Source organism: uncultured Flavonifractor sp. (assembly GCF_944383115.1).
Classification (GTDB): domain Bacteria; phylum Bacillota; class Clostridia; order Oscillospirales; family Oscillospiraceae; genus Flavonifractor.
The window spans coordinates 1-17,178 of the sequence record NZ_CALWOJ010000014.1 but is presented as its reverse complement, the minus strand read 5'-3'; the positions used below and the strand labels follow the sequence as shown (position 1 = coordinate 17,178).

The window sequence follows — 17,178 nt, the reverse complement described above, 5'->3', positions numbered from 1 at the left end:
TTTTTGAGGTAAAACGCAGAAACACAGGCCCGCCGCCTGTTGCGGGCCTGTGTTTCCAAGATCTGAAAAAGAGAGGAAAGAGAGGAGTGGTATGTCTCAACCACGGTTCTTATCCTAACCTCTCACTGTGAACCCGTTTTGAACCGGATATGAACGTTTTGTAAAGCCTGATATTGGTTATTTCGCCAGGGTGCGGGCCACGTCGGCCAGGTAATTCTGCTCCAGCTCCTCGATCTTGCCGGCGTCGCAGGCGGCGGCCACGGCGGGATCCATGGGCAGCCGAGCCAGCACCTTCAGGCCCAGGCCGGCGGCCACCTGGTCGATGTGGCTCTCGCCGAAGATGGCGTGGCGCTTGCCGCAGTCGGGGCACTGGAAGTAGGAGTAGTTCTCCACCAGGCCCAGCACGGGGATGTGCATCATCTCGGCCATTTTGACGGCCTTGGTGACGATCATGCTCACCAGGTCCTGGGGGGAGGTGACCACCACAATGCCGTCGATGGGCAGGGACTGGAACACGGTCAGGGGCACGTCGCCGGTTCCGGGAGGCATATCCACGAACATATAGTCCACGTCCCCCCAGATCACGTCGGTCCAGAACTGCTTGACGGTACCGGCGATGACGGGGCCCCGCCACACCACGGGGTCGGTCTCATGCTCGGTGAGCAGGTTGAGGCTCATGATGCCGATGCCGGTGCGGGTCTCGGCGGGGTAGATGCCCAGCTCGCTGCCCTCGGCCCGGGTGTGGATGCCGAAGGCGGCGGGGATGGAGGGGCCGGTGATGTCGGCGTCCAGAATGGCCACCTTCTTGCCCATGCGGCGCATGGCCACCGCCAGGGAGGAGGTCACAAGGCTCTTGCCCACGCCGCCCTTGCCGCTGACCACGGCGATGACCTTGCCGATGTGGGACAGGCCGTTGGCGGGAACGTGGAGATCCTGGGGAGCGGTGCGCTCGCCGCAGCTTTCGCCGCAGGAGGAACAGTTGTGGGTACATTCAGACATGGTATTTTTCCTTCTTTCCTATGTTGTTACCAGAGATTTCAGTAAAAATAAGTCCGCAGGCGAATTCATTTCGCCGCAGGACACCGCTGCTTGCTCCGCCACCGGCGGGCAACCACCCGCGTGGGCGCGGGTGAGGGGGGTATCAGCCCCGCTGTGCCGCCTGCGGCGCGGCGGGGCTGTATCTAGGGGGGACAAAGTCCCCCCTAGACTTTTATTAGTAACTGTACGTTCCGCCGCCGATGAACTCCCGAATGAGGGACTCGGGAGGGACCAGAGCCGGGTCCACCGGCTCAAAGTACCGGAAGGAGTCCACCAGATCGTGGAACTCATGATAGCGGGGGTTGTCGGCGGGGATCTGGTCCACCGCTTCCCGCAGGGCGTCGGCATAGTTGGCGAACACCGACACCTCGTAAGGCAGGGAGGAGTCGATGATGATATTGGCCCGGTTCTTGAAGGGGGAGATGTAGGTCTTTTCGCCCCGGCGCACATTATACCACATCAGAAGGGTCTCCAAAAGGTCTGTGCCCCGGAAATTATAGTCACGGACCGACCGGCGGGAAATGCGCATCCAGGTGCCCTTAAACCGCAGGTCCTCCCCCTCCAGTACGTTGGAGCGGGCGGAGATGTACAGGCCGGTGGCCTCCGGGTGGCGGCCGAAGATGTCGTCGTTGAGGGCGTGGATGCCCTCAAAGATGGCGATCTCGTTTTTGTCCAGCTTCAAAAAGGTGCCCCGGCTGTCGTTGCGCATCTGGCGGGCAAACTCGTACCTGGGCACCACCACCCACTCGCCCCGGGACAGCTTGGAGAAGGTCTCGTCCAGCAGGTCCAGGTCCAGCAGCAGGGGGGACTCGTAGTCGATGTCCCCCTCGGGGGTGCGGGGGGCGGTCTTGCGGTTGAGGGTTTTATAGTAGTTGTCCATGGAGATGGTGTGGGTATTCACACCCCGGCGCTCCAGCTCCTGCTCCAGCTTGAGGGCGGTGGTGGTCTTGCCCGAGCCGGAGGGGCCGGACAGCAGCACGATGGGGCTTACCTTCATCCGCTCCAGGATGCGGTCCACCGCGGAGTCAATGCGGCTTTGATAGGCGGCGTCGCAGGCCTCCAGAAATCCTTTGGGGTCGGTACGGACGCTCTCGTTGATCTCTTGCAGCTGATAAGACATGGCGAACCTCCTTACAGGCCGTTGTGAAAGCGGGCCACCTGCTCCTTCCCGGCGCAGACGGCGTCAATCTTCTCGACATACTCCTTGGGGTACTTGGGGTTGGCAACCCGCTCGATATAGCCGGTGGCCGGGTTGACCAGCTTGGTCACCCCGCCGCCCCCCAGGGAGACGATGGTGTGCAGCTCCTCCATCATGCAGATGTTGTAGAGGCTCTCGGTGCCCGGCAGGCACCAGCCCACGTTCTCAAAGGAGCCGGACATATACTTCTGACGGTAGAGGTAGTAGGGGATCTGCCCCGCCCCACCCAGGGCAGACCAGGCGTACTCCAGCATGGCGGCCACGTCGTCGTCCGAGGGAACCGCACTTCCTTCTTCCATCAGCCGGGAGCCCTTCTTCATGGCCAGGGTATGGACGGTGATATTCTCCGGCGCCAGGGCCAGCACCTGATCCAGGGAGGAACGGAAGCCGTCCACGCTGTCGGCGGGCAGACCGGCGATGAGATCCATGTTGACGCAGGGGATGCCGCTGTCCCGGGCCAGGGCGTAGGCCCTGCGGATGTCCTCAGCCCGATGGGCCCGGCCCATGGCGGCCAGCACATGGTCCTGCATGGTCTGGGGATTCACCGACACCCGGCCGCAGCCCCGGCGGAAGAGGACCTCCAGCTTTTCCCGGGTAATGGTGTCGGGCCGTCCCGCCTCCACCGTGTACTCGGTGCAGCAGGACAGGTCAATGGAATCGGCGAGGCCCCCCATAAGCCGGTCCAGCTGAAGGGCCGACAGGGTGGTGGGGGTGCCGCCGCCGAAGTAGACGGTGCGTACTTTCAGGCCTGCCCCCGCCAGCATCTGGCCGGTGGCCTTGATTTCCCGGGAAAGGCAGTCCAGAAAGGGGTCGATGAGCTTGAGGGCCCGGCCCACGTCGGCGGACACAAAGGAGCAGTAGGCGCACCGGGTGGGGCAGAAGGGAATACCCACATAGAGGGACACCTCCTCCGGTTTCAGGCTCCGCTGGGCCTCCAGACTGGCCCGGGCGCAGTCCATGGCCAGCCGCCGCCGCAGGGGGGACACCCGGTAGGTGTCTTTGAGTACCTGCTCCGCCTGGGACGGCGTGGCTCCCGCCAGCATGGCCCGGGTAGGGATCTTCACCGGCCGCACGCCGGTCAGCGCCCCCCAGGGGGGCTCGTTCCCCCGTGCGGCCACCCCGGCGTCGTAGAAGGCCAGCTTCAAAATGCGCTGCAACGCCCGGCTGGTGGAGAGGCGGTCGGCCAGCTCTTCCAGTTTACACCGGCGGCTTGCCCGATATGTCCTACCCCGCCAGGTCAGTTTTGCCGTGGCGGTGGCCCACAGCCTCCCCCGGCTGAGGGAGAGAACCAGGGCGTCCTCCGCCGGGGCGGGGGGCTGGGCGGGGTACTCCGGCCGCTGGTCGGGAAACAGGGTCAGCAGCATCTGCTCGGCGGCGTATTTGTAGTCGTGGCCGTTGAGATATAGTTTCATAGGACGGCCTGCTGCATGTAGTAGTTGCCCTTCCGCTCGGCCTCCAGGGTGGACAGATCCATGTGGCCGGGCAGGACGTGATAGTCACCCGGCAGTCCGGCCAGCCGTTTCAGGGAGGCCATCAGCTCCTCATAGCTGCCGCCGGGCAGGTCGGTGCGGCCCATAGAACCCTGGAACAGGGTATCGCCGGTGAAGAGGGCGTCTCCCGCCATCAGGCACACCCCGCCGGGGGTGTGGCCGGGGGTGTGGATCACCTGCACGTCGATGCCTCCCACCTTCACCACGTCGCCGTCGCCGTAGGGCTTGGGGTCGGTCCCCAGCGGGGGGAACACCGGGCTGCCCAGCCGGGCGGCGTCGTCGGGATGGAGGTACACCGGGATGCCGGGCAATGCCTTGAGCAGCCCCGCCACGCCGGTGGTGTGGTCATAGTGGGCGTGGGTGAGGAGGATGAGCTTGATCTCCACCCCGTCCTCCCTGGCCTGGGCCAGGATGCGGTCGGCCTCGTCGCCGGGGTCCACCACGGCGGCGGTATTGGTATGCTCGTCCTCCAGCAGGTAGCAGTTGGTGCCAATGGGCCCCACCTGTAAAACGCGAATTTTCATAGGTTGTCTGCCCCCTTCTTTACATGGTATCGGTGTCCAGCAAAATGGTCACAGGGCCGTCGTTCTGAGAATAGACCTGCATATCCGCCCCAAATTCGCCGTGCTGGACCTCAAAGCCCCGGCTTGCGCACTCGGCCATGAACTTCTCATACAGGGGGATGGCGATGTCCGGCTTGGCGGCCCCGGAGAAGCCGGGGCGGCGGGACTTGGTATCGGCGTAGAGGGTGAACTGGCTCACCACCAGCAGGGAGCCCCCCACCGCCTCCAGGTTCAGGTTCATCTTCTCGTTCTCGTCCTCAAAAATACGCAGGCCGCACACCTTGTCGGCCATCTTGACGGCCTGGGCCTCGGTATCGCCGGGGGCCACCCCCAGCAGCACCAGGAAGCCCTGGCCGATCTCGCCGTTTACCTTGCCGTCGATGGTGACGGAGGCATTCTTCACGCGGGTCACAACTGCACGCATCGTTTCAATTCCTTTCTGATTTACCGGTATTCCCGGACAAATCCCTTGGCAAAAATGGGGTCGATATCAAACACCGCCCGGTCTCCAGCGGCACAGTTCAGGTCGGTCACATCCACGATGGTCTCGATGGCGCCGATGCCGCCGATGACCCTGGCCTTCTGGCCGTTGATCCGGATGGTGATCTGCCGCTGGGCAAGCCACCGGCGCAGGGCGGAGAAAAAGCCCCCCGCCCAGGGCCGACCCATACCGAAGCCGTTCTGGTAGCCCACCGGCAGCACCGCCACCCGGGTGTTCTTTTTCAGGGGCGCGGGCGTATTGCCCCCCACAATATGGCCCTTGGGTACCCAGCGGGTTTCCTCCACCTTCACCTCGCCGTAGCCCACCCGGCGCAGGCCGTCCCCTCTGGCCCGGCGGCACCGGCCCATCAGCACGGTACCCGCCCGGACACCCCCCAGCCGGGCGTCGGGATGGTGCATCAGCACATAGGACCCGGCGGCGTGGACGGTACCCGTCTCAAACCCGGCGGCGTGGATGGCCTCCACCGTTTTGGTGAATTCCGCCACCTGGGCGGACAGGGCCTTGCCCTTGCGGCTCTTGGTGTACAGCTGGGTACACACCCCGGACACGGCAATGTTGGGCAGATCCCGGAAGGTGGACAAAATCTTCTCCGGCTCGGCGGAGAGAAAGCCGCCGAAGCCCATGCCGGTGTCGATCTGGATGTGGGCCTCGGCCACGGTGGAGCGGGCCTCCGCCACCCCGTTGAGGGCCATGCCGCTGTCGTGGGAGCCCACGGTGCAGATCACGTTGAGATCCAGCAGCCCCTCCAGCTCCTCCCGGTCGGTGGTGCAGCGGAGCATGAGGATCTCCTCCTCCACAAAGCCCGCCTTCCGCAGGGCGGCGGCCTCCGCCACCTCGGACACGGCAAAGCGGCCGATGCCCTCGGCCCGGAGGGCGCGGGCCAGTTCAATGAGGCCGGCTCCCTGGCCGTCCCCGGTGACCACGCCGTAGATCACGGCGCCCCCCGCCCGCTCCTTGACCACGGAGATATTATGTTTCAGTGCGTCCCGCTCGATGACCAGGGTTTTCATGGCTCCGCCGCCTTTCCGTGGATAGTCTCTACCATTATATACTCCCCGCCGAATCCAGTCAATGAAAAGGGGACAGGCCTTGTGTTTGACCCGGAAAAGTGCTATGATTATGTATTGATACAGACTTTTCGGGAGGAACCGTTTTGAACCGACAGACCACCAAAATTTCCCCCGCCGACGTGGCGCGTCAGCGGGACTTCTGCCAGAAACTCCATGAGCGCAACGCCGCCCGCCCCACGCCCCCGCTGGCCTTTGTGGATACCTACGGCTGCCAGCAGAACGAGGCCGACTCCGAGCGACTGCGGGGCTACCTGCGGGAGATGGGCTACGACTTCACCGACAGCGAGGCGGAAGCCGACCTGATCCTCATCAACACCTGCGCCATCCGGGAACACGCCGAAATGCGGGTGCTGGGCAACGTGGGCGCCCTGGTCCACACCAAGCGGGCCAAGCCCAACCAGCTCATCTGCGTGTGCGGCTGCATGGCTCAGGAGCCCCACCGTGCCCAGAAGATCAAAGAGAGCTACCGGCAGGTGGACCTGGTGTTCGGGCCCCACGCCCTGTGGCGGTTCCCGGAACTCCTGTACCGGCTGGTGACCCGCCGGGGGAGAATCTTCGACATCGCCGACGAGCCCGGCTCCATCGCCGAGGGCATCCCGGTGGTGCGCCAGGACAGGGTGAAGGCCTGGGTATCCATTATGTACGGCTGCAACAACTTCTGCACCTACTGCATCGTGCCCTACGTCCGGGGCCGGGAGCGGTCCCGTCAGCCGGAGGTCATTCTGGATGAGATCCGGGGCCTGGTGGCCGAGGGGTACAAGGACATCACCCTGCTGGGCCAGAACGTCAACTCCTACGGCAAGGATCTGGACTCTCCCTGTGACTTTGCCGACCTCTTGAAGGCGGCCTCCGAGATTCCCGGGGACTTCCTGCTGCGCTTTATGACCAGCCACCCCAAGGACGCCTCCCAGAAGCTCTTTGACACCATGGCGTCCTCCCCCAAGATCGCCCCCTGCTTCCACCTGCCCTTCCAGGCGGGCAGCGACCGGGTGCTGAAGGCCATGAACCGGGTGTATGACCGCTCGGGCTACCTGGACAAGGTGCGCCGGCTGAGAGAGGCCATCCCCGACGTGGTCATCACCTCCGACGTGATCGTGGGCTTCCCCGGGGAAACGGCGGAGGAATTCGAGCAGACCATGACCCTGCTGGACGAGGTGCGGTTTGACGCCCTCTTTACCTTTATCTATTCCCCCCGTGTGGGCACCCCCGCCGCCAAGATGGAAGACCCCGTCTCCAAGGAGGAGAAGGCGGCCTGGTTCCAGCGGCTGGTGGAGCGGCAGGACCAGATTTCCGAGGAAAAGCACGCGGCCTATATTGGGAAAACGGTGCGCTGCCTGGTGGACGGGCAGGATGACAAGGGCCTCACCGCCCGCACCTCCGGCAACCGGCTGGTGCGCCTCACCGGGGAGGAGTCCCTCATCGGGCAGTTTGTGCAGGTCAAGATCACCGGGGCCAACAAGTGGTCTTTGATGGGGGAGAAGGTGTAGGGGCCGATGCCCACATCGGCCCGCAAAGGAGGGTTTCCCAATGCCCGATTATCCCGTCCGTAAGAATCTCCGCTTAAAAACCTGGGATTACACCTCCGGCGGCACCTATTTTATTACTATCTGCACCAAGGACCGCCGCCATACGCTGTCCACCATCGTAGGGGGCGATGCCTACATCGCCCCGCAGATCAGGCTCACCCCTCTGGGACAGCTGGCAGAGCGCCATCTGTCCTCTATCCCCGGCATCATTAAATTTGTGATTATGCCCAACCACGTTCATTTTCTGGTAACCCTGGAGAGCGGGCCGATGAAGGCATCGGCCCCTACGCTGACCAACGTGGTGCGTTCCTTTAAGACTTTGGTGACCAAAGCCTGGGGCACACCGGTCTGGCAGCGGGGCTATCACGACCACATCGTCCGCAACACCGATGATTTTCAAACCATTTGGACCTATATTGACCAGAACCCATTAAAATGGGAACTGGATCGCTACTATACTGAGACAGAAAAGGAGCGCCCGCCATGCCGTCGGAACTGACTCCCATGATGCGCCAATATCTGAAAATGAAGGAACTTCACCCGGACTGCATCCTCTTTTTCCGGCTGGGCGACTTCTACGAGATGTTCCAGGAGGACGCCAAGCTGGCCTCCAGGGAGCTGGATCTCACCCTCACCACCCGGGACCGGGGCAAGCCGGAGGATCAGCGCACCCCCATGTGCGGCGTGCCCTACCACAGCGCCGACGCCTACATCGCCCGGCTCATCGCCAAGGGCTACAAGGTGGCCATCTGCGAGCAGATGGAGGACCCCGCCACCGCCAAGGGGCTGGTGGACCGGGACATCATCCGTATCGTCACCCCCGGCACCGTCATCGCCTCCTCCATGCTGGAGGAGGGCCGCAACAACTTTATCTGCGCCGTCTGTGCCGACTCCGCCGGGGCGGGGCTGTGCTTCTGCGACATCTCCACCGGCGAGATCTCCGTCACCTCCTTTACCGGCCCCGACGCCAAGGAACACCTGTGCAACGAGCTGGGCCGCTTCTCCCCCCGGGAGGCCATGCTGTCCGACGGGGCCTACAGCGACGCCGCCCTGCTGGACTTTCTCACCAATCAGCTGGGCTGCCGGTGCGAGAACGGCGGGGAGGCCCGCTTTCGGCCCGATTCCGCCCGCGCCCTGGTGGAGGAGCAGTTCACCGGCGGCCTGGATCAGCTGCCGGAGGGGGACGACCACGCCCTCCAGGCGGTGGGCGGCCTGTTGAGTTATCTCTACGAGACCCAGAAAACCGACCTCTCCCACATCACCACCCTGACCTGGTTCACCTCCGGCCAGTTCATGGAGCTGGACCTCACCGCCCGGCGCAACCTGGAGCTGACCGAGACCCTCCGCTCCAAGGAGAAAAAGGGGAGCCTGCTGTGGGTGCTGGACAAGACCCGCACCGCTATGGGCCACCGGCTCATCCGCACCTGGATGGAGCGGCCCCTGCTCTCTCCCGGCGCCATCAGCCGTCGGCTGGGTGCGGTGGAGGAGCTGGTGGGCGACCCCATCGGCCGGGAGGAGCTGAAGGACACCCTGCGGGAGATCACCGACCTGGAGCGGCTCATCGGCCGCATTGTGTACGGCACTGCGGGTGGCCGGGACCTGGCGGCCCTGGCCGCCGGCCTGGGCAAGCTGCCCCGGCTGCGGGAGCTGCTCTCCCCCTACTCCGGCGCCCTGCTCACCTCCCTGGCCGCCGGCCTGGACGATGTGCCCCAGCTGCGGGAGCTGATCTGCTCCGCCATCTGCGACGATCCGCCCTTCTCGGTCCGGGAGGGGGGCTTTATCCGGGACGGCTACGACCCGGAGGTGGACCGGCTGCGGAGCATCCTCACCGGCGGCAAGGACCTGGTGGCCGCCGTGGAGGCCAGAGAGAAGGAAAAGACCGGCATCAAGAGCCTGAAGGTGGGCTTTAACAAGGTGTTCGGCTACTACATCGAGGTATCCAAATCCTACTACGACCAGGTGCCGGAGGACTACATCCGCAAGCAGACCCTGGCCAACTGCGAGCGGTTCATCACCCAGGAGCTGAAGGACCTGGAGCATGAGATCCTGTCCGCCCAGGACCGGGTCACCGCCCTGGAGTATCAGCTCTTCTGTGACCTGCGCTGTCAGGCCGCCGCCCGGGTGGGGGAGATCCAACGCTCCGCCGCCGCCGTGGCCCAGGTGGATGTGCTGGCCTCTTTTGCCGCCGTGGCCGCCGAGAACGGCTACTGCCGCCCGGAGGTGGATCTGTCCGACGCCATCGAAATTTCCGAGGGCCGCCACCCGGTGGTGGAAAAGATGCTGAAAAATGCCCTCTTTGTCCCCAACGACACCCGGATGGACGGAAAAGACAACACGGTGGCCATCATTACCGGCCCCAACATGGCGGGCAAGTCCACCTACATGCGCCAGGTGGCCCTTATCGTCCTGATGGCCCAAATGGGTTCCTTCGTCCCCGCCAAGTCCGCCCGCATCGGCATCGTGGACCGGGTATTCACCCGCATCGGAGCCAGCGACGACCTGAGCGCCGGTCAGTCCACCTTCATGGTGGAGATGACCGAGGTGGCGGAACTCTTAAAAAACGCCACCAGCAAGAGCCTGCTCATCCTGGACGAGATCGGCCGGGGCACCTCCACCTACGACGGTATGTCCATTGCCCGCGCGGTGCTGGAGTACTGCGCCGACAAGAAAAAGCTGGGGGCCAAGACCCTGTTTGCCACCCACTACCATGAGATCACCGCCCTGGAGGGGGTCATCCCCGGGGTGAAGAACTACAACATCGCCGCCAAGAAGAAGGGGGACGACATTCTCTTCCTGCGGAAGATCGTCCCCGGCGGGGCCGACCAGAGCTATGGCATCGAAGTGGCCAAGCTGGCCGGGGTGCCTGACAAGGTCATCACCCGGGCCCGCCACATCCTGAAAGAGCTGGAGGCAGGCGGGGTGCAGACCCCCCAGGCCCCGGCGGCTCCCGCCCCCGACCAGGTGTCCCTGCTGGACATGGGGGGCGGCGAGGTGGCCCGGCGGCTGCGCGGGGTGGATCTCAATACCCTCACCCCCATCGAGGCCATGAACCTGCTCTTTGAATTGAAGCAGCTGGTATAAAACCGACCACAAAGGAGGACCGCGCCATGCTCACCGGACGACGCCGCCCCTGGCGGCCCCAGATCACCCGGGCGGAATGCTACCGGGGCTGGGTCTTTTTCGCCCTGTATGTGTTTTTGTTCCCCTGGCTTATGGGCTGGGTTCAGCGGTCCTATGAGGGGGAGTTCCCGGTGGCCGAGGCCAACGCGGTATACTACCTCATTATTACCGCCCTGACCTTCCTGGTGTTCTGGTCCTTCCTGCGGCATGGGTTCCACCTGCTGCTGGACTGGTTGCCGGAAAATTTGTTTGCCTTCGTTACCGGCCTGGTGGGGGCCGAAATACTCTCCTTCCTGGTGGGGCTCATCCCTCTGCCGGTGCAGAACCCCAACCTGATGAGCTACCCCGAGCAGTATGCCTTTGCCCCCGGCGCCACCGTCCTCATCCTGGTGGTGCTGATGCCAATGGTGGAGGAACCCCTGTTCCGGGGCCTGCTTTTCAGCTCGGTGCGGGGCTACAGCCGGGTCCTGGGCTATGTGCTGTCGGTGGCGGTATATGCCTTCTACTGCACCGTCCAGTTCGTGTATGCCTTTGGCACACTGGATCTGCGATATCTGCTGCTGACGATCCAGTATGTGCCTGGGGCCCTGGCCCTCACCTGGTGCTACGACCGGGGGGGCTCCATCTGGAGCGCCATTGCCCTGCACATGGTCCTCAATGGGTTTACGCTGCTGGGGGCGCTGAGCTGATCCCGCGGGGCGTCGGGGACGCCGCCCCCTACTCCCAACCATGTAGGGGCGGGCCTCCCGGACCGCCCGTTATCTCTCCCTTTAGAAAGCAGGTATTTCTATGCCTCACATCCAACAACTTGACTCCCATGTGGCCGACCTGATTGCCGCCGGTGAAGTCGTCGAGCGGCCCGCCTCCGTGGTAAAGGAACTGATGGAGAACGCCATCGACGCCGGGGCCGACAAGCTGACGGTGGAGATCCAGCACGGGGGCATGGCCCTCATCCGGGTCACCGACAACGGCTGCGGCATCGAGGCCCACGAGGCCCCCACCGCCTTTCTCCGCCACGCCACCAGCAAGCTGCGTACCGAGTACGACCTGGAGGCCATCGGTACCCTGGGCTTCCGGGGGGAGGCCCTGGCCGCCATCTCCGCCGTGTCCCGGGTGGAACTGCTCACCCGCACCAACCATTCTCCCCTGGGCGCCGCCCTCTCCCTGGAGGGGGGCGTGTTGGTGGATCAGCAGGAGGCGGGCTGTCCCCAGGGTACCACCATGGTGGTGAAAGACCTGTTCTACAACACTCCCGCCCGGCTCAAGTTTATGAAGAAGGACTCCGCCGAGAGCGCCGCCTGCTTCGCCATGGTGCAGCGGCTGGCCCTGTCCCACCCGGAGGTGAGCATTAAGTTCCTCCGGGACGGCAAACAGGATCTGCTTACCCCCGGCGACGGCCAGCTGAAATCGGCGCTGTACGCCGTGCTGGGCCGTGACCTGGCCCTGGGCTTTACCCCGGTGAAGGGCTCCGGGGAGGATATGAGCGTCACCGGCTTTGTGTCCCTGCCCACCTGCTGCCGGGGCAGCCGGGGCTATCAGCACTTCTTTGTCAACGGCCGGTATGTGAAAAGCCGCACCATGATGGCCGCGCTGGAGGAGGCCTACGCCAACCAGAAGATGGTGGGCAAGTTCCCCGGTTGCGTCCTCCACCTCCAGACCAGGCTCAACGCCGTGGATGTAAACGTCCACCCCACCAAGCAGGAGGTCAAGTTCGGCAGCGACAAGAAGGTATTCGACGCGGTGTACTACGCCGTGAAATCCACCCTGGAGGCCGACCGGTCCCGGCCCTCCGCCCTGGCGGACAGTCCCCGGCTGGCCCCCAAGGCAGCCCAGGACACGGTGACCCTCCACCAGACCACCTTCCGCACCATGACGGCGGAGCCGCCCCGCAAGGCGGAGGTCAAGCCCGCGCCGTCTTTGCCCCTGCGGGACTTCGCCGCCCGGCCTGCCCAAACCGCTCAACCTGTGCGGGCGACCACAAGGGTCGCCCCTACGGTGGTCGAAAAGGAAGCCGTTCCCACCATTCCCCCTGTGGAACCCCAGACTCCCATCCAGCCCGAACCGGAAGCGGGGCCCCCGCCGGAGCCCAGCGCCAGCGGGTCCGGTGGGGAGAGGAGGCGCAGCGCAGAGAGCGAGCTTTGCCGTGAACGGCAAAGCGAGGGATACGCAGCTTGCGCCGACGAAATACCCTGGCGCATGGCGGGGGAGGTCTTAAACACCTACATCATCGTGGAGCAGGGGGACAAGGTGCTGCTCATCGACAAGCACGCCGCCCATGAGCGGATGAACTTTGACCGGCTGAAGGCGGCGGGGTACACCCCCATGGTCCAGGCCCTGCTCACCCCGGTGGTGTTCACCCCTCCGGCGGAGGAGGGGGCGGCGCTGCTCTCCCAGCTGCCCCTGCTGGAGCGTTTCGGCTTTGAGGCGGAGGACTTCGGCGGCGGGGCTATCATTGTCCGCACCGCCCCCGACGATGTGGACGCCGCCGCCATTCCCGACGTACTGCTGGAGCTGGCGGGCAGGCTCATCACCTGCGGCACCGCTGACCCGGACGCCGCCCGGGACGCCCTGCTCCACACCATGGCCTGCAAAGCCGCCATCAAGGGGGGCCAGAAAAACGGGGAGGCCGAGCTGCTCAAGGTGGCTAAAGCTGTTATGGCGGGGGAAGTCAAATACTGTCCCCACGGCAGGCCGGTGGCCATAGAATTGACCCGCCAACAGATTGAAAAACGGTTCGGCAGAGCGTAACTCCCCGGGAAATGTGGTCGCTTCCCCAGGATTCGACTTAAATTATCCAATAATTGGTATATATTGGATGCATCTCAGAGAAAAAGGAGTGCATCCATATGCAAAAGACACCCAACCTGCAAGATTTGTTTCTGCTTCGCGCCCGGCGTACCCGGGCCAATGTCACCGCCTTTTTGATGAACGGCTATCAGCTCAAGGGTCAGATCGTGGGCTATGACGCCTTTGTGGTGGTACTTATGACAGGGGACAAGCAGCAGGTGATCTACAAGCACGCCATCTCCACCATTGTGCCCGAGCGGGCCATCTCTCTGGAGCGGGAGGAGCATGGCGACTGATAAAAGGAGCGCCTATGAAGCAAGGTTCTTTGAACGCCCGTATCGTCATGCTGGTGGTGCTGGCCGCTGTGGTCATCACCATTGCGGCCTCCGCCCTGAGCAGCCTGCGGGATCTCTATCCCACGGTAACGGCTTACAGCTATGCGGTGGACGATAGTTTGGAAGCCACCGGCTTTCTGGTCCGGGCGGAGACCGTTCTCCCCGGCCAGGGGGGTACCGTTGAGATCCTGCCCGAAGAGGGGGAAAAGGTGAGCCTGGGCGAGACGGTGGCGCTGCTCTATCAGAGCGACGCCGGCCTTACCCAGCGGGAGACCCTCCAGCAGCTGCTGCTGGAGCAGGAACAGCTGGAGTACGCCCTGGCCCAGACCGGGGGGAGCGGAGATTCCGCCCAGCTCAGCAGCCGGGTGGCCGATGCCATTGCGAGCCTGCGGGGCGCCGTGGCCTCCGGAGACCTGACCGGTCTGGAGAGCCAGACCATGGAACTGAAGAGCCTGGTATACAAGCGCAGCTATACCTTCGGGGAGGAAGAGGGGGACTCCGCCGCCGCCCTCCAGGCCTCTCTGGACGAGGTAAACGCCCAGATCAACACCCTTACCGCCCAAACCTCCCAGAATACCAGCCGGGTGACCGCCGCCCAGTCGGGGATCTTCTCCGGCCTGGTGGACGGGTATGAGAGCCTCATCACTCCGGCCATGCTGGAGACCCTCACCCCCGCTCAACTGGAGGAACTGGCCAGGCAAAAGCCGGCGGAGGATCCCACCGCCATCGGCAAGCTTATTACCAACTCCACCTGGTACTTCACCTGTACCCTGTCGGAGGGGGACGCCGCTCGTCTGGTGGAGGGACGCACCGTCACCGTCCGGTTCTCCCGGGACTGGTCGGGTGAGGTGGACATGAAGGTGGAGCGGCTGAGCGACCCGGAGGGAGGGCAGGTGGCGGTGGTGCTGTCCACCGACAAGTTCCTGTCCGACACCACCCTGCTGCGGCGGCAGACGGTGGATCTGGTCTTTGACACCATTACCGGTATCCGCCTGCCCAAGGAGGCCCTGCGGGTGGATCAGCAGACCGTCACCGACAGCGAGACCGGGGAGCAGTCCCAGATCTCGGTCACCGGGGTGTACGCCCTGGTGGGCCAGCGGGCTGAATTCAAGCAGGTCACCGTGTTGGCAGAAGAGGATAACTTTATTCTGGTGGAACCGGTGACCTCCACCGTGGCCTCCCAGGCCAAAAAGGCCCTGCGGGCAGGAGATCAGATCATTATCTCCTCCGGTGAGCTGTACGACGGCAAGGTCATTGCGTAATCCGGCATTTTGTGTGTTTATTTTTTGGAGGTGCGTATCATGTCCCTGGAAGAGAAAGTAGCACAGGTCAAGGCCAACATCGCCGCCGCGGCCCGGGAAGTGGGCCGGGACCCGTCCGAGATCACTCTGGTAGCCGCCACGAAAGTGCAGACCTCGGATACCATCCGGCAGGCCATTGCCGCCGGCGTCACCATCTGCGGAGAAAACCGGGTGCAGGAGATGACCGCCCATCTGGCCGACGACGCCTATGCCGGGGCCGCGCTCCATTTTATCGGCCATCTTCAGACCAACAAGGTAAAGCAGGTGGTGGGCCGGGTGGATCTCATCGAGTCGGTGGGTTCGGAACATCTGCTGGACGCCATCCAGGCCCAGGCCGCCAAGCTGGACCTGGTGCAGGACATTCTGCTGGAGATCAATATCGGCGGGGAGGAGTCCAAAAGCGGTATTTCCCCCGACGAGCTGCCCGCCCTGGCCCAGAAGGCGGCGGCCTGTCCCAACGTGCGCCTGCGGGGATTGATGGCCATCCCCCCCGTGGCCGAGGGACCTGACGGAAACCGGCCCTTTTTTCAAAAAATGCGGCAGCTTTATGTTGACATAAGAGACAAGATGTCGGATAATGGAACCACAATCGACTGTCTTTCTATGGGAATGAGCGGCGACTATGAGGACGCCGTCCGGGAGGGCGCCACCCTGGTGCGGGTGGGCACCGCCCTGTTTGGTCCCCGCCCGCCCATGCACCAAGTATGATCGGATCTTAGGAGGTAACCGAATATGGGATTGTTTGATGAACTGCGGCGGCTGGCCCGCCCCTACGAGGACGAGCCGGAGGACGACTTTGAGGACGATTTTGAACCCGTCTCCCGCAGCGAGCGGATGGACCGTACCGGCGGCGAGCGCAAGAGCGCCAAAAGCCAGGCCGTCCAGGACTCCACCGGCAGCCTCTATTCCACCGACAGTGATCGCCGCAGCAACAAGGTGGTCAACATCCACACCACCACCCAGCTGCAGGTGGTGCTGGTAAAGCCCGAGCGGTTTGAAAACGCCAGCGAGATCGCCGATCATCTGCGTGAGAAGCGCACCGTGGTCCTCAACCTGGAATCGACCAACAAGGACATTGCCCGCCGCCTGCTGGACTTCCTGTCCGGCGTGGCCTACGCCAACGAGGGCAAGATCAAGAAGGTGGCCATCTCCACTTACATCATCACGCCCTACAACGTGGACATTCTGGGCGATCTGATTGATGAACTGGAAAACAACGGGCTGTATTTCTAAACGCTATACGCGCAAACCACATAAAACAGGGGGAATTGACCTATGCTGACGCCGCAGGAAGTCTCTGAACACGCCTTTACCAAGGCGTTTAACGGCTATAACATGACAATGGTGGACGAGTTTCTGGACGTCCTGACGGCGGATTACACCACCCTGTACAAAGAAAACGCCACCCTGAAGGCTAAAATGAAGGTGCTGGTGGAGAAGGTGGAGGAGTACCGCTCCACCGAGGACGCCATGCGCAAGGCCCTGATGACCGCCCAGAAGATGGCCGATGACCTGGTGGCCGAGGCCGAGCAGAAGCGCAATCAGCTGCTCCAGAACGCCGAGGCCGACGCCAAGGCCCGGGTGGCCGAACTGCAGCAGTCCATCCGGGACGAGCAGATGCGTCTTATGGCCGCCCAGCAGTCCACCGCCGCCTATGTGGGCAAGCTCAAGGAGCTGCACCAGCACGAGATGGACTTTTTGAACGGCCTGTCTCAGGTGACCGCCGCCCCGCCCGCCCCCGCCGACCCGGTGGAGGACGCCGTGCGGGATATCGGCGCGCAGGTGGAGCGTCTGCTCCAGCAGGAGCAGGAGGACGCCGCCGAAGCGTCCGCCCCCAAGGGGGAAGCGGCCCAGGAGAGCAGCCTCTATGACGAGCTGATGGAACTCAGCGGCCGCAAGGCCGCCGCCCCCCGTCCGGCGGAGCCGGAGGAGGACGAGGACGAGGTGGACGAGGTGGAAGAACCCACCCGCCGCATCGACTTTGACAATCTGCAATTCGGCAAGGATTACGAAATCCGCTGAACCTCTTGACAGAATCCCTGCAAACGGGTAAGATACTGGGAGACGCCGAAAAAGGGCGTCTCCCAGTGATTTTTATCTGCAAAACGCTGTGACGAGGACGAGTACCGCCCCCAACCCTGCGCAGAGAGCCGCCGTTTTGGTGCAAGGCGGACAGGACGGGCCGGGAAAATCACCTCCGAGCATGGCCGCTGAACTTTAAGTAGGCAGCCGCGGCTGGCCCCGTTAC

At 63.7% G+C, this 17,178-nt stretch carries 16 protein-coding genes; 10 read left to right on the top strand and 6 right to left on the bottom strand.

From position 1 onward, the window contains the following. Positions 1–177 precede the first annotated feature (177 nt). The 6 genes from Q0K43_RS03075 to Q0K43_RS03050 form a co-directional block, all read right to left on the bottom strand. Positions 178–999, bottom strand: a complete 822-nt coding sequence (locus tag Q0K43_RS03075) for an Mrp/NBP35 family ATP-binding protein (protein ID WP_297289105.1) — start codon at positions 997–999, stop codon at positions 178–180. Between the two features lie 214 nt (positions 1,000–1,213). Further along, positions 1,214–2,158, bottom strand: a complete 945-nt coding sequence (locus tag Q0K43_RS03070; RefSeq protein WP_297289104.1) for a uridine kinase family protein — start codon at positions 2,156–2,158, stop codon at positions 1,214–1,216. An 11-nt stretch (positions 2,159–2,169) separates the two neighbouring features. After that, a complete protein-coding gene (gene hemZ, locus Q0K43_RS03065) occupies positions 2,170–3,648 on the bottom strand; it encodes a coproporphyrinogen dehydrogenase HemZ (protein WP_297289103.1) in 1,479 nt (492 codons plus the stop codon). Next, positions 3,645–4,250: an MBL fold metallo-hydrolase gene (locus Q0K43_RS03060; RefSeq protein WP_297289102.1), complete on the bottom strand. Its 606-nt coding sequence runs from the start codon at positions 4,248–4,250 to the stop codon at positions 3,645–3,647. Before Q0K43_RS03060 ends, hemZ begins: the two co-directional genes overlap by 4 nt. Positions 4,251–4,269: 19 nt before the next feature. After that, the gene (gene dtd, locus Q0K43_RS03055) at positions 4,270–4,713 is read right to left on the bottom strand and encodes a D-aminoacyl-tRNA deacylase (RefSeq protein WP_297289101.1); all 444 of its coding nucleotides are present in this window, start codon (positions 4,711–4,713) and stop codon (positions 4,270–4,272) included. Positions 4,714–4,733: 20 nt separating this feature from the next. Then, positions 4,734–5,801 (bottom strand): alanine racemase, encoded by a 1,068-nt coding sequence (locus Q0K43_RS03050; protein ID WP_297289100.1) that lies wholly within the window; start codon positions 5,799–5,801, stop codon positions 4,734–4,736. 143 nt (positions 5,802–5,944) lie between these two features. Here Q0K43_RS03050 and miaB point away from each other — a divergent pair, with 143 nt between their 5' ends. The 10 genes from miaB to Q0K43_RS03000 all read left to right on the top strand — a co-directional run bounded on the left by miaB (position 5,945) and on the right by Q0K43_RS03000 (position 16,952). Further along, on the top strand, positions 5,945–7,348 hold the full coding sequence (gene miaB, locus Q0K43_RS03045; protein WP_297289099.1) for a tRNA (N6-isopentenyl adenosine(37)-C2)-methylthiotransferase MiaB: 1,404 nt from the start codon (positions 5,945–5,947) through the stop codon (positions 7,346–7,348). Positions 7,349–7,388: 40 nt separating this feature from the next. Further along, positions 7,389–7,886 carry a transposase gene (locus tag Q0K43_RS03040; RefSeq protein ID WP_297289098.1) on the top strand — a complete coding sequence of 166 codons (498 nt, stop codon included), beginning with the start codon at positions 7,389–7,391 and terminating at the stop codon, positions 7,884–7,886. Beyond that, positions 7,871–10,468 (top strand): DNA mismatch repair protein MutS, encoded by a 2,598-nt coding sequence (mutS, locus tag Q0K43_RS03035; protein ID WP_297289097.1) that lies wholly within the window; start codon positions 7,871–7,873, stop codon positions 10,466–10,468. Before Q0K43_RS03040 ends, mutS begins: the two co-directional genes overlap by 16 nt. A 26-nt stretch (positions 10,469–10,494) precedes the next feature. Then, positions 10,495–11,196 carry a CPBP family intramembrane glutamic endopeptidase gene (locus Q0K43_RS03030; RefSeq protein WP_297289096.1) on the top strand — a complete coding sequence of 234 codons (702 nt, stop codon included), beginning with the start codon at positions 10,495–10,497 and terminating at the stop codon, positions 11,194–11,196. Positions 11,197–11,296: 100 nt separating this feature from the next. Continuing rightward, positions 11,297–13,255: a DNA mismatch repair endonuclease MutL gene (gene mutL, locus Q0K43_RS03025; protein WP_297289095.1), complete on the top strand. Its 1,959-nt coding sequence runs from the start codon at positions 11,297–11,299 to the stop codon at positions 13,253–13,255. Between the two features lie 98 nt (positions 13,256–13,353). Beyond that, positions 13,354–13,590: an RNA chaperone Hfq gene (hfq, locus tag Q0K43_RS03020; protein WP_297289094.1), complete on the top strand. Its 237-nt coding sequence runs from the start codon at positions 13,354–13,356 to the stop codon at positions 13,588–13,590. 14 nt (positions 13,591–13,604) lie between these two features. Continuing rightward, positions 13,605–14,891, top strand: coding sequence for an HlyD family efflux transporter periplasmic adaptor subunit (locus Q0K43_RS03015; protein ID WP_297289093.1), 1,287 nt, complete (start codon positions 13,605–13,607; stop codon positions 14,889–14,891). A gap of 39 nt (positions 14,892–14,930) precedes the next feature. Continuing rightward, entirely contained in the window at positions 14,931–15,638 is a 708-nt protein-coding gene (locus Q0K43_RS03010) for a YggS family pyridoxal phosphate-dependent enzyme (protein ID WP_297289092.1), read from the top strand. Positions 15,639–15,662: 24 nt separating this feature from the next. After that, positions 15,663–16,163 carry a cell division protein SepF gene (locus tag Q0K43_RS03005; protein WP_297289091.1) on the top strand — a complete coding sequence of 167 codons (501 nt, stop codon included), beginning with the start codon at positions 15,663–15,665 and terminating at the stop codon, positions 16,161–16,163. 42 nt (positions 16,164–16,205) lie between these two features. Beyond that, positions 16,206–16,952, top strand: a complete 747-nt coding sequence (locus tag Q0K43_RS03000; protein WP_297289090.1) for a DivIVA domain-containing protein — start codon at positions 16,206–16,208, stop codon at positions 16,950–16,952. Positions 16,953–17,178: the final 226 nt, after the last annotated feature.

Excerpts from the sequence above, each read along its gene's own strand:
- Q0K43_RS03075 (WP_297289105.1), bottom strand. The coding sequence starts at position 999 with ATGTCTGAATGTACCCACAACTGTTCCTCCTGCGGCGAAAGCTGCGGC.
- Q0K43_RS03070 (WP_297289104.1), bottom strand. The coding sequence starts at position 2,158 with ATGTCTTATCAGCTGCAAGAGATCAACGAGAGCGTCCGTACCGACCCC.
- hemZ (WP_297289103.1), bottom strand. The coding sequence starts at position 3,648 with ATGAAACTATATCTCAACGGCCACGACTACAAATACGCCGCCGAGCAG.
- Q0K43_RS03060 (WP_297289102.1), bottom strand. The coding sequence starts at position 4,250 with ATGAAAATTCGCGTTTTACAGGTGGGGCCCATTGGCACCAACTGCTAC.
- dtd (WP_297289101.1), bottom strand. The coding sequence starts at position 4,713 with ATGCGTGCAGTTGTGACCCGCGTGAAGAATGCCTCCGTCACCATCGAC.
- Q0K43_RS03050 (WP_297289100.1), bottom strand. The coding sequence starts at position 5,801 with ATGAAAACCCTGGTCATCGAGCGGGACGCACTGAAACATAATATCTCC.
- Q0K43_RS03040 (WP_297289098.1), top strand. The coding sequence starts at position 7,389 with ATGCCCGATTATCCCGTCCGTAAGAATCTCCGCTTAAAAACCTGGGAT.
- mutS (WP_297289097.1), top strand. The coding sequence starts at position 7,871 with ATGCCGTCGGAACTGACTCCCATGATGCGCCAATATCTGAAAATGAAG.
- Q0K43_RS03030 (WP_297289096.1), top strand. The coding sequence starts at position 10,495 with ATGCTCACCGGACGACGCCGCCCCTGGCGGCCCCAGATCACCCGGGCG.
- mutL (WP_297289095.1), top strand. The coding sequence starts at position 11,297 with ATGCCTCACATCCAACAACTTGACTCCCATGTGGCCGACCTGATTGCC.
- hfq (WP_297289094.1), top strand. The coding sequence starts at position 13,354 with ATGCAAAAGACACCCAACCTGCAAGATTTGTTTCTGCTTCGCGCCCGG.
- Q0K43_RS03015 (WP_297289093.1), top strand. The coding sequence starts at position 13,605 with ATGAAGCAAGGTTCTTTGAACGCCCGTATCGTCATGCTGGTGGTGCTG.
- Q0K43_RS03010 (WP_297289092.1), top strand. The coding sequence starts at position 14,931 with ATGTCCCTGGAAGAGAAAGTAGCACAGGTCAAGGCCAACATCGCCGCC.
- Q0K43_RS03005 (WP_297289091.1), top strand. The coding sequence starts at position 15,663 with ATGGGATTGTTTGATGAACTGCGGCGGCTGGCCCGCCCCTACGAGGAC.
- Q0K43_RS03000 (WP_297289090.1), top strand. The coding sequence starts at position 16,206 with ATGCTGACGCCGCAGGAAGTCTCTGAACACGCCTTTACCAAGGCGTTT.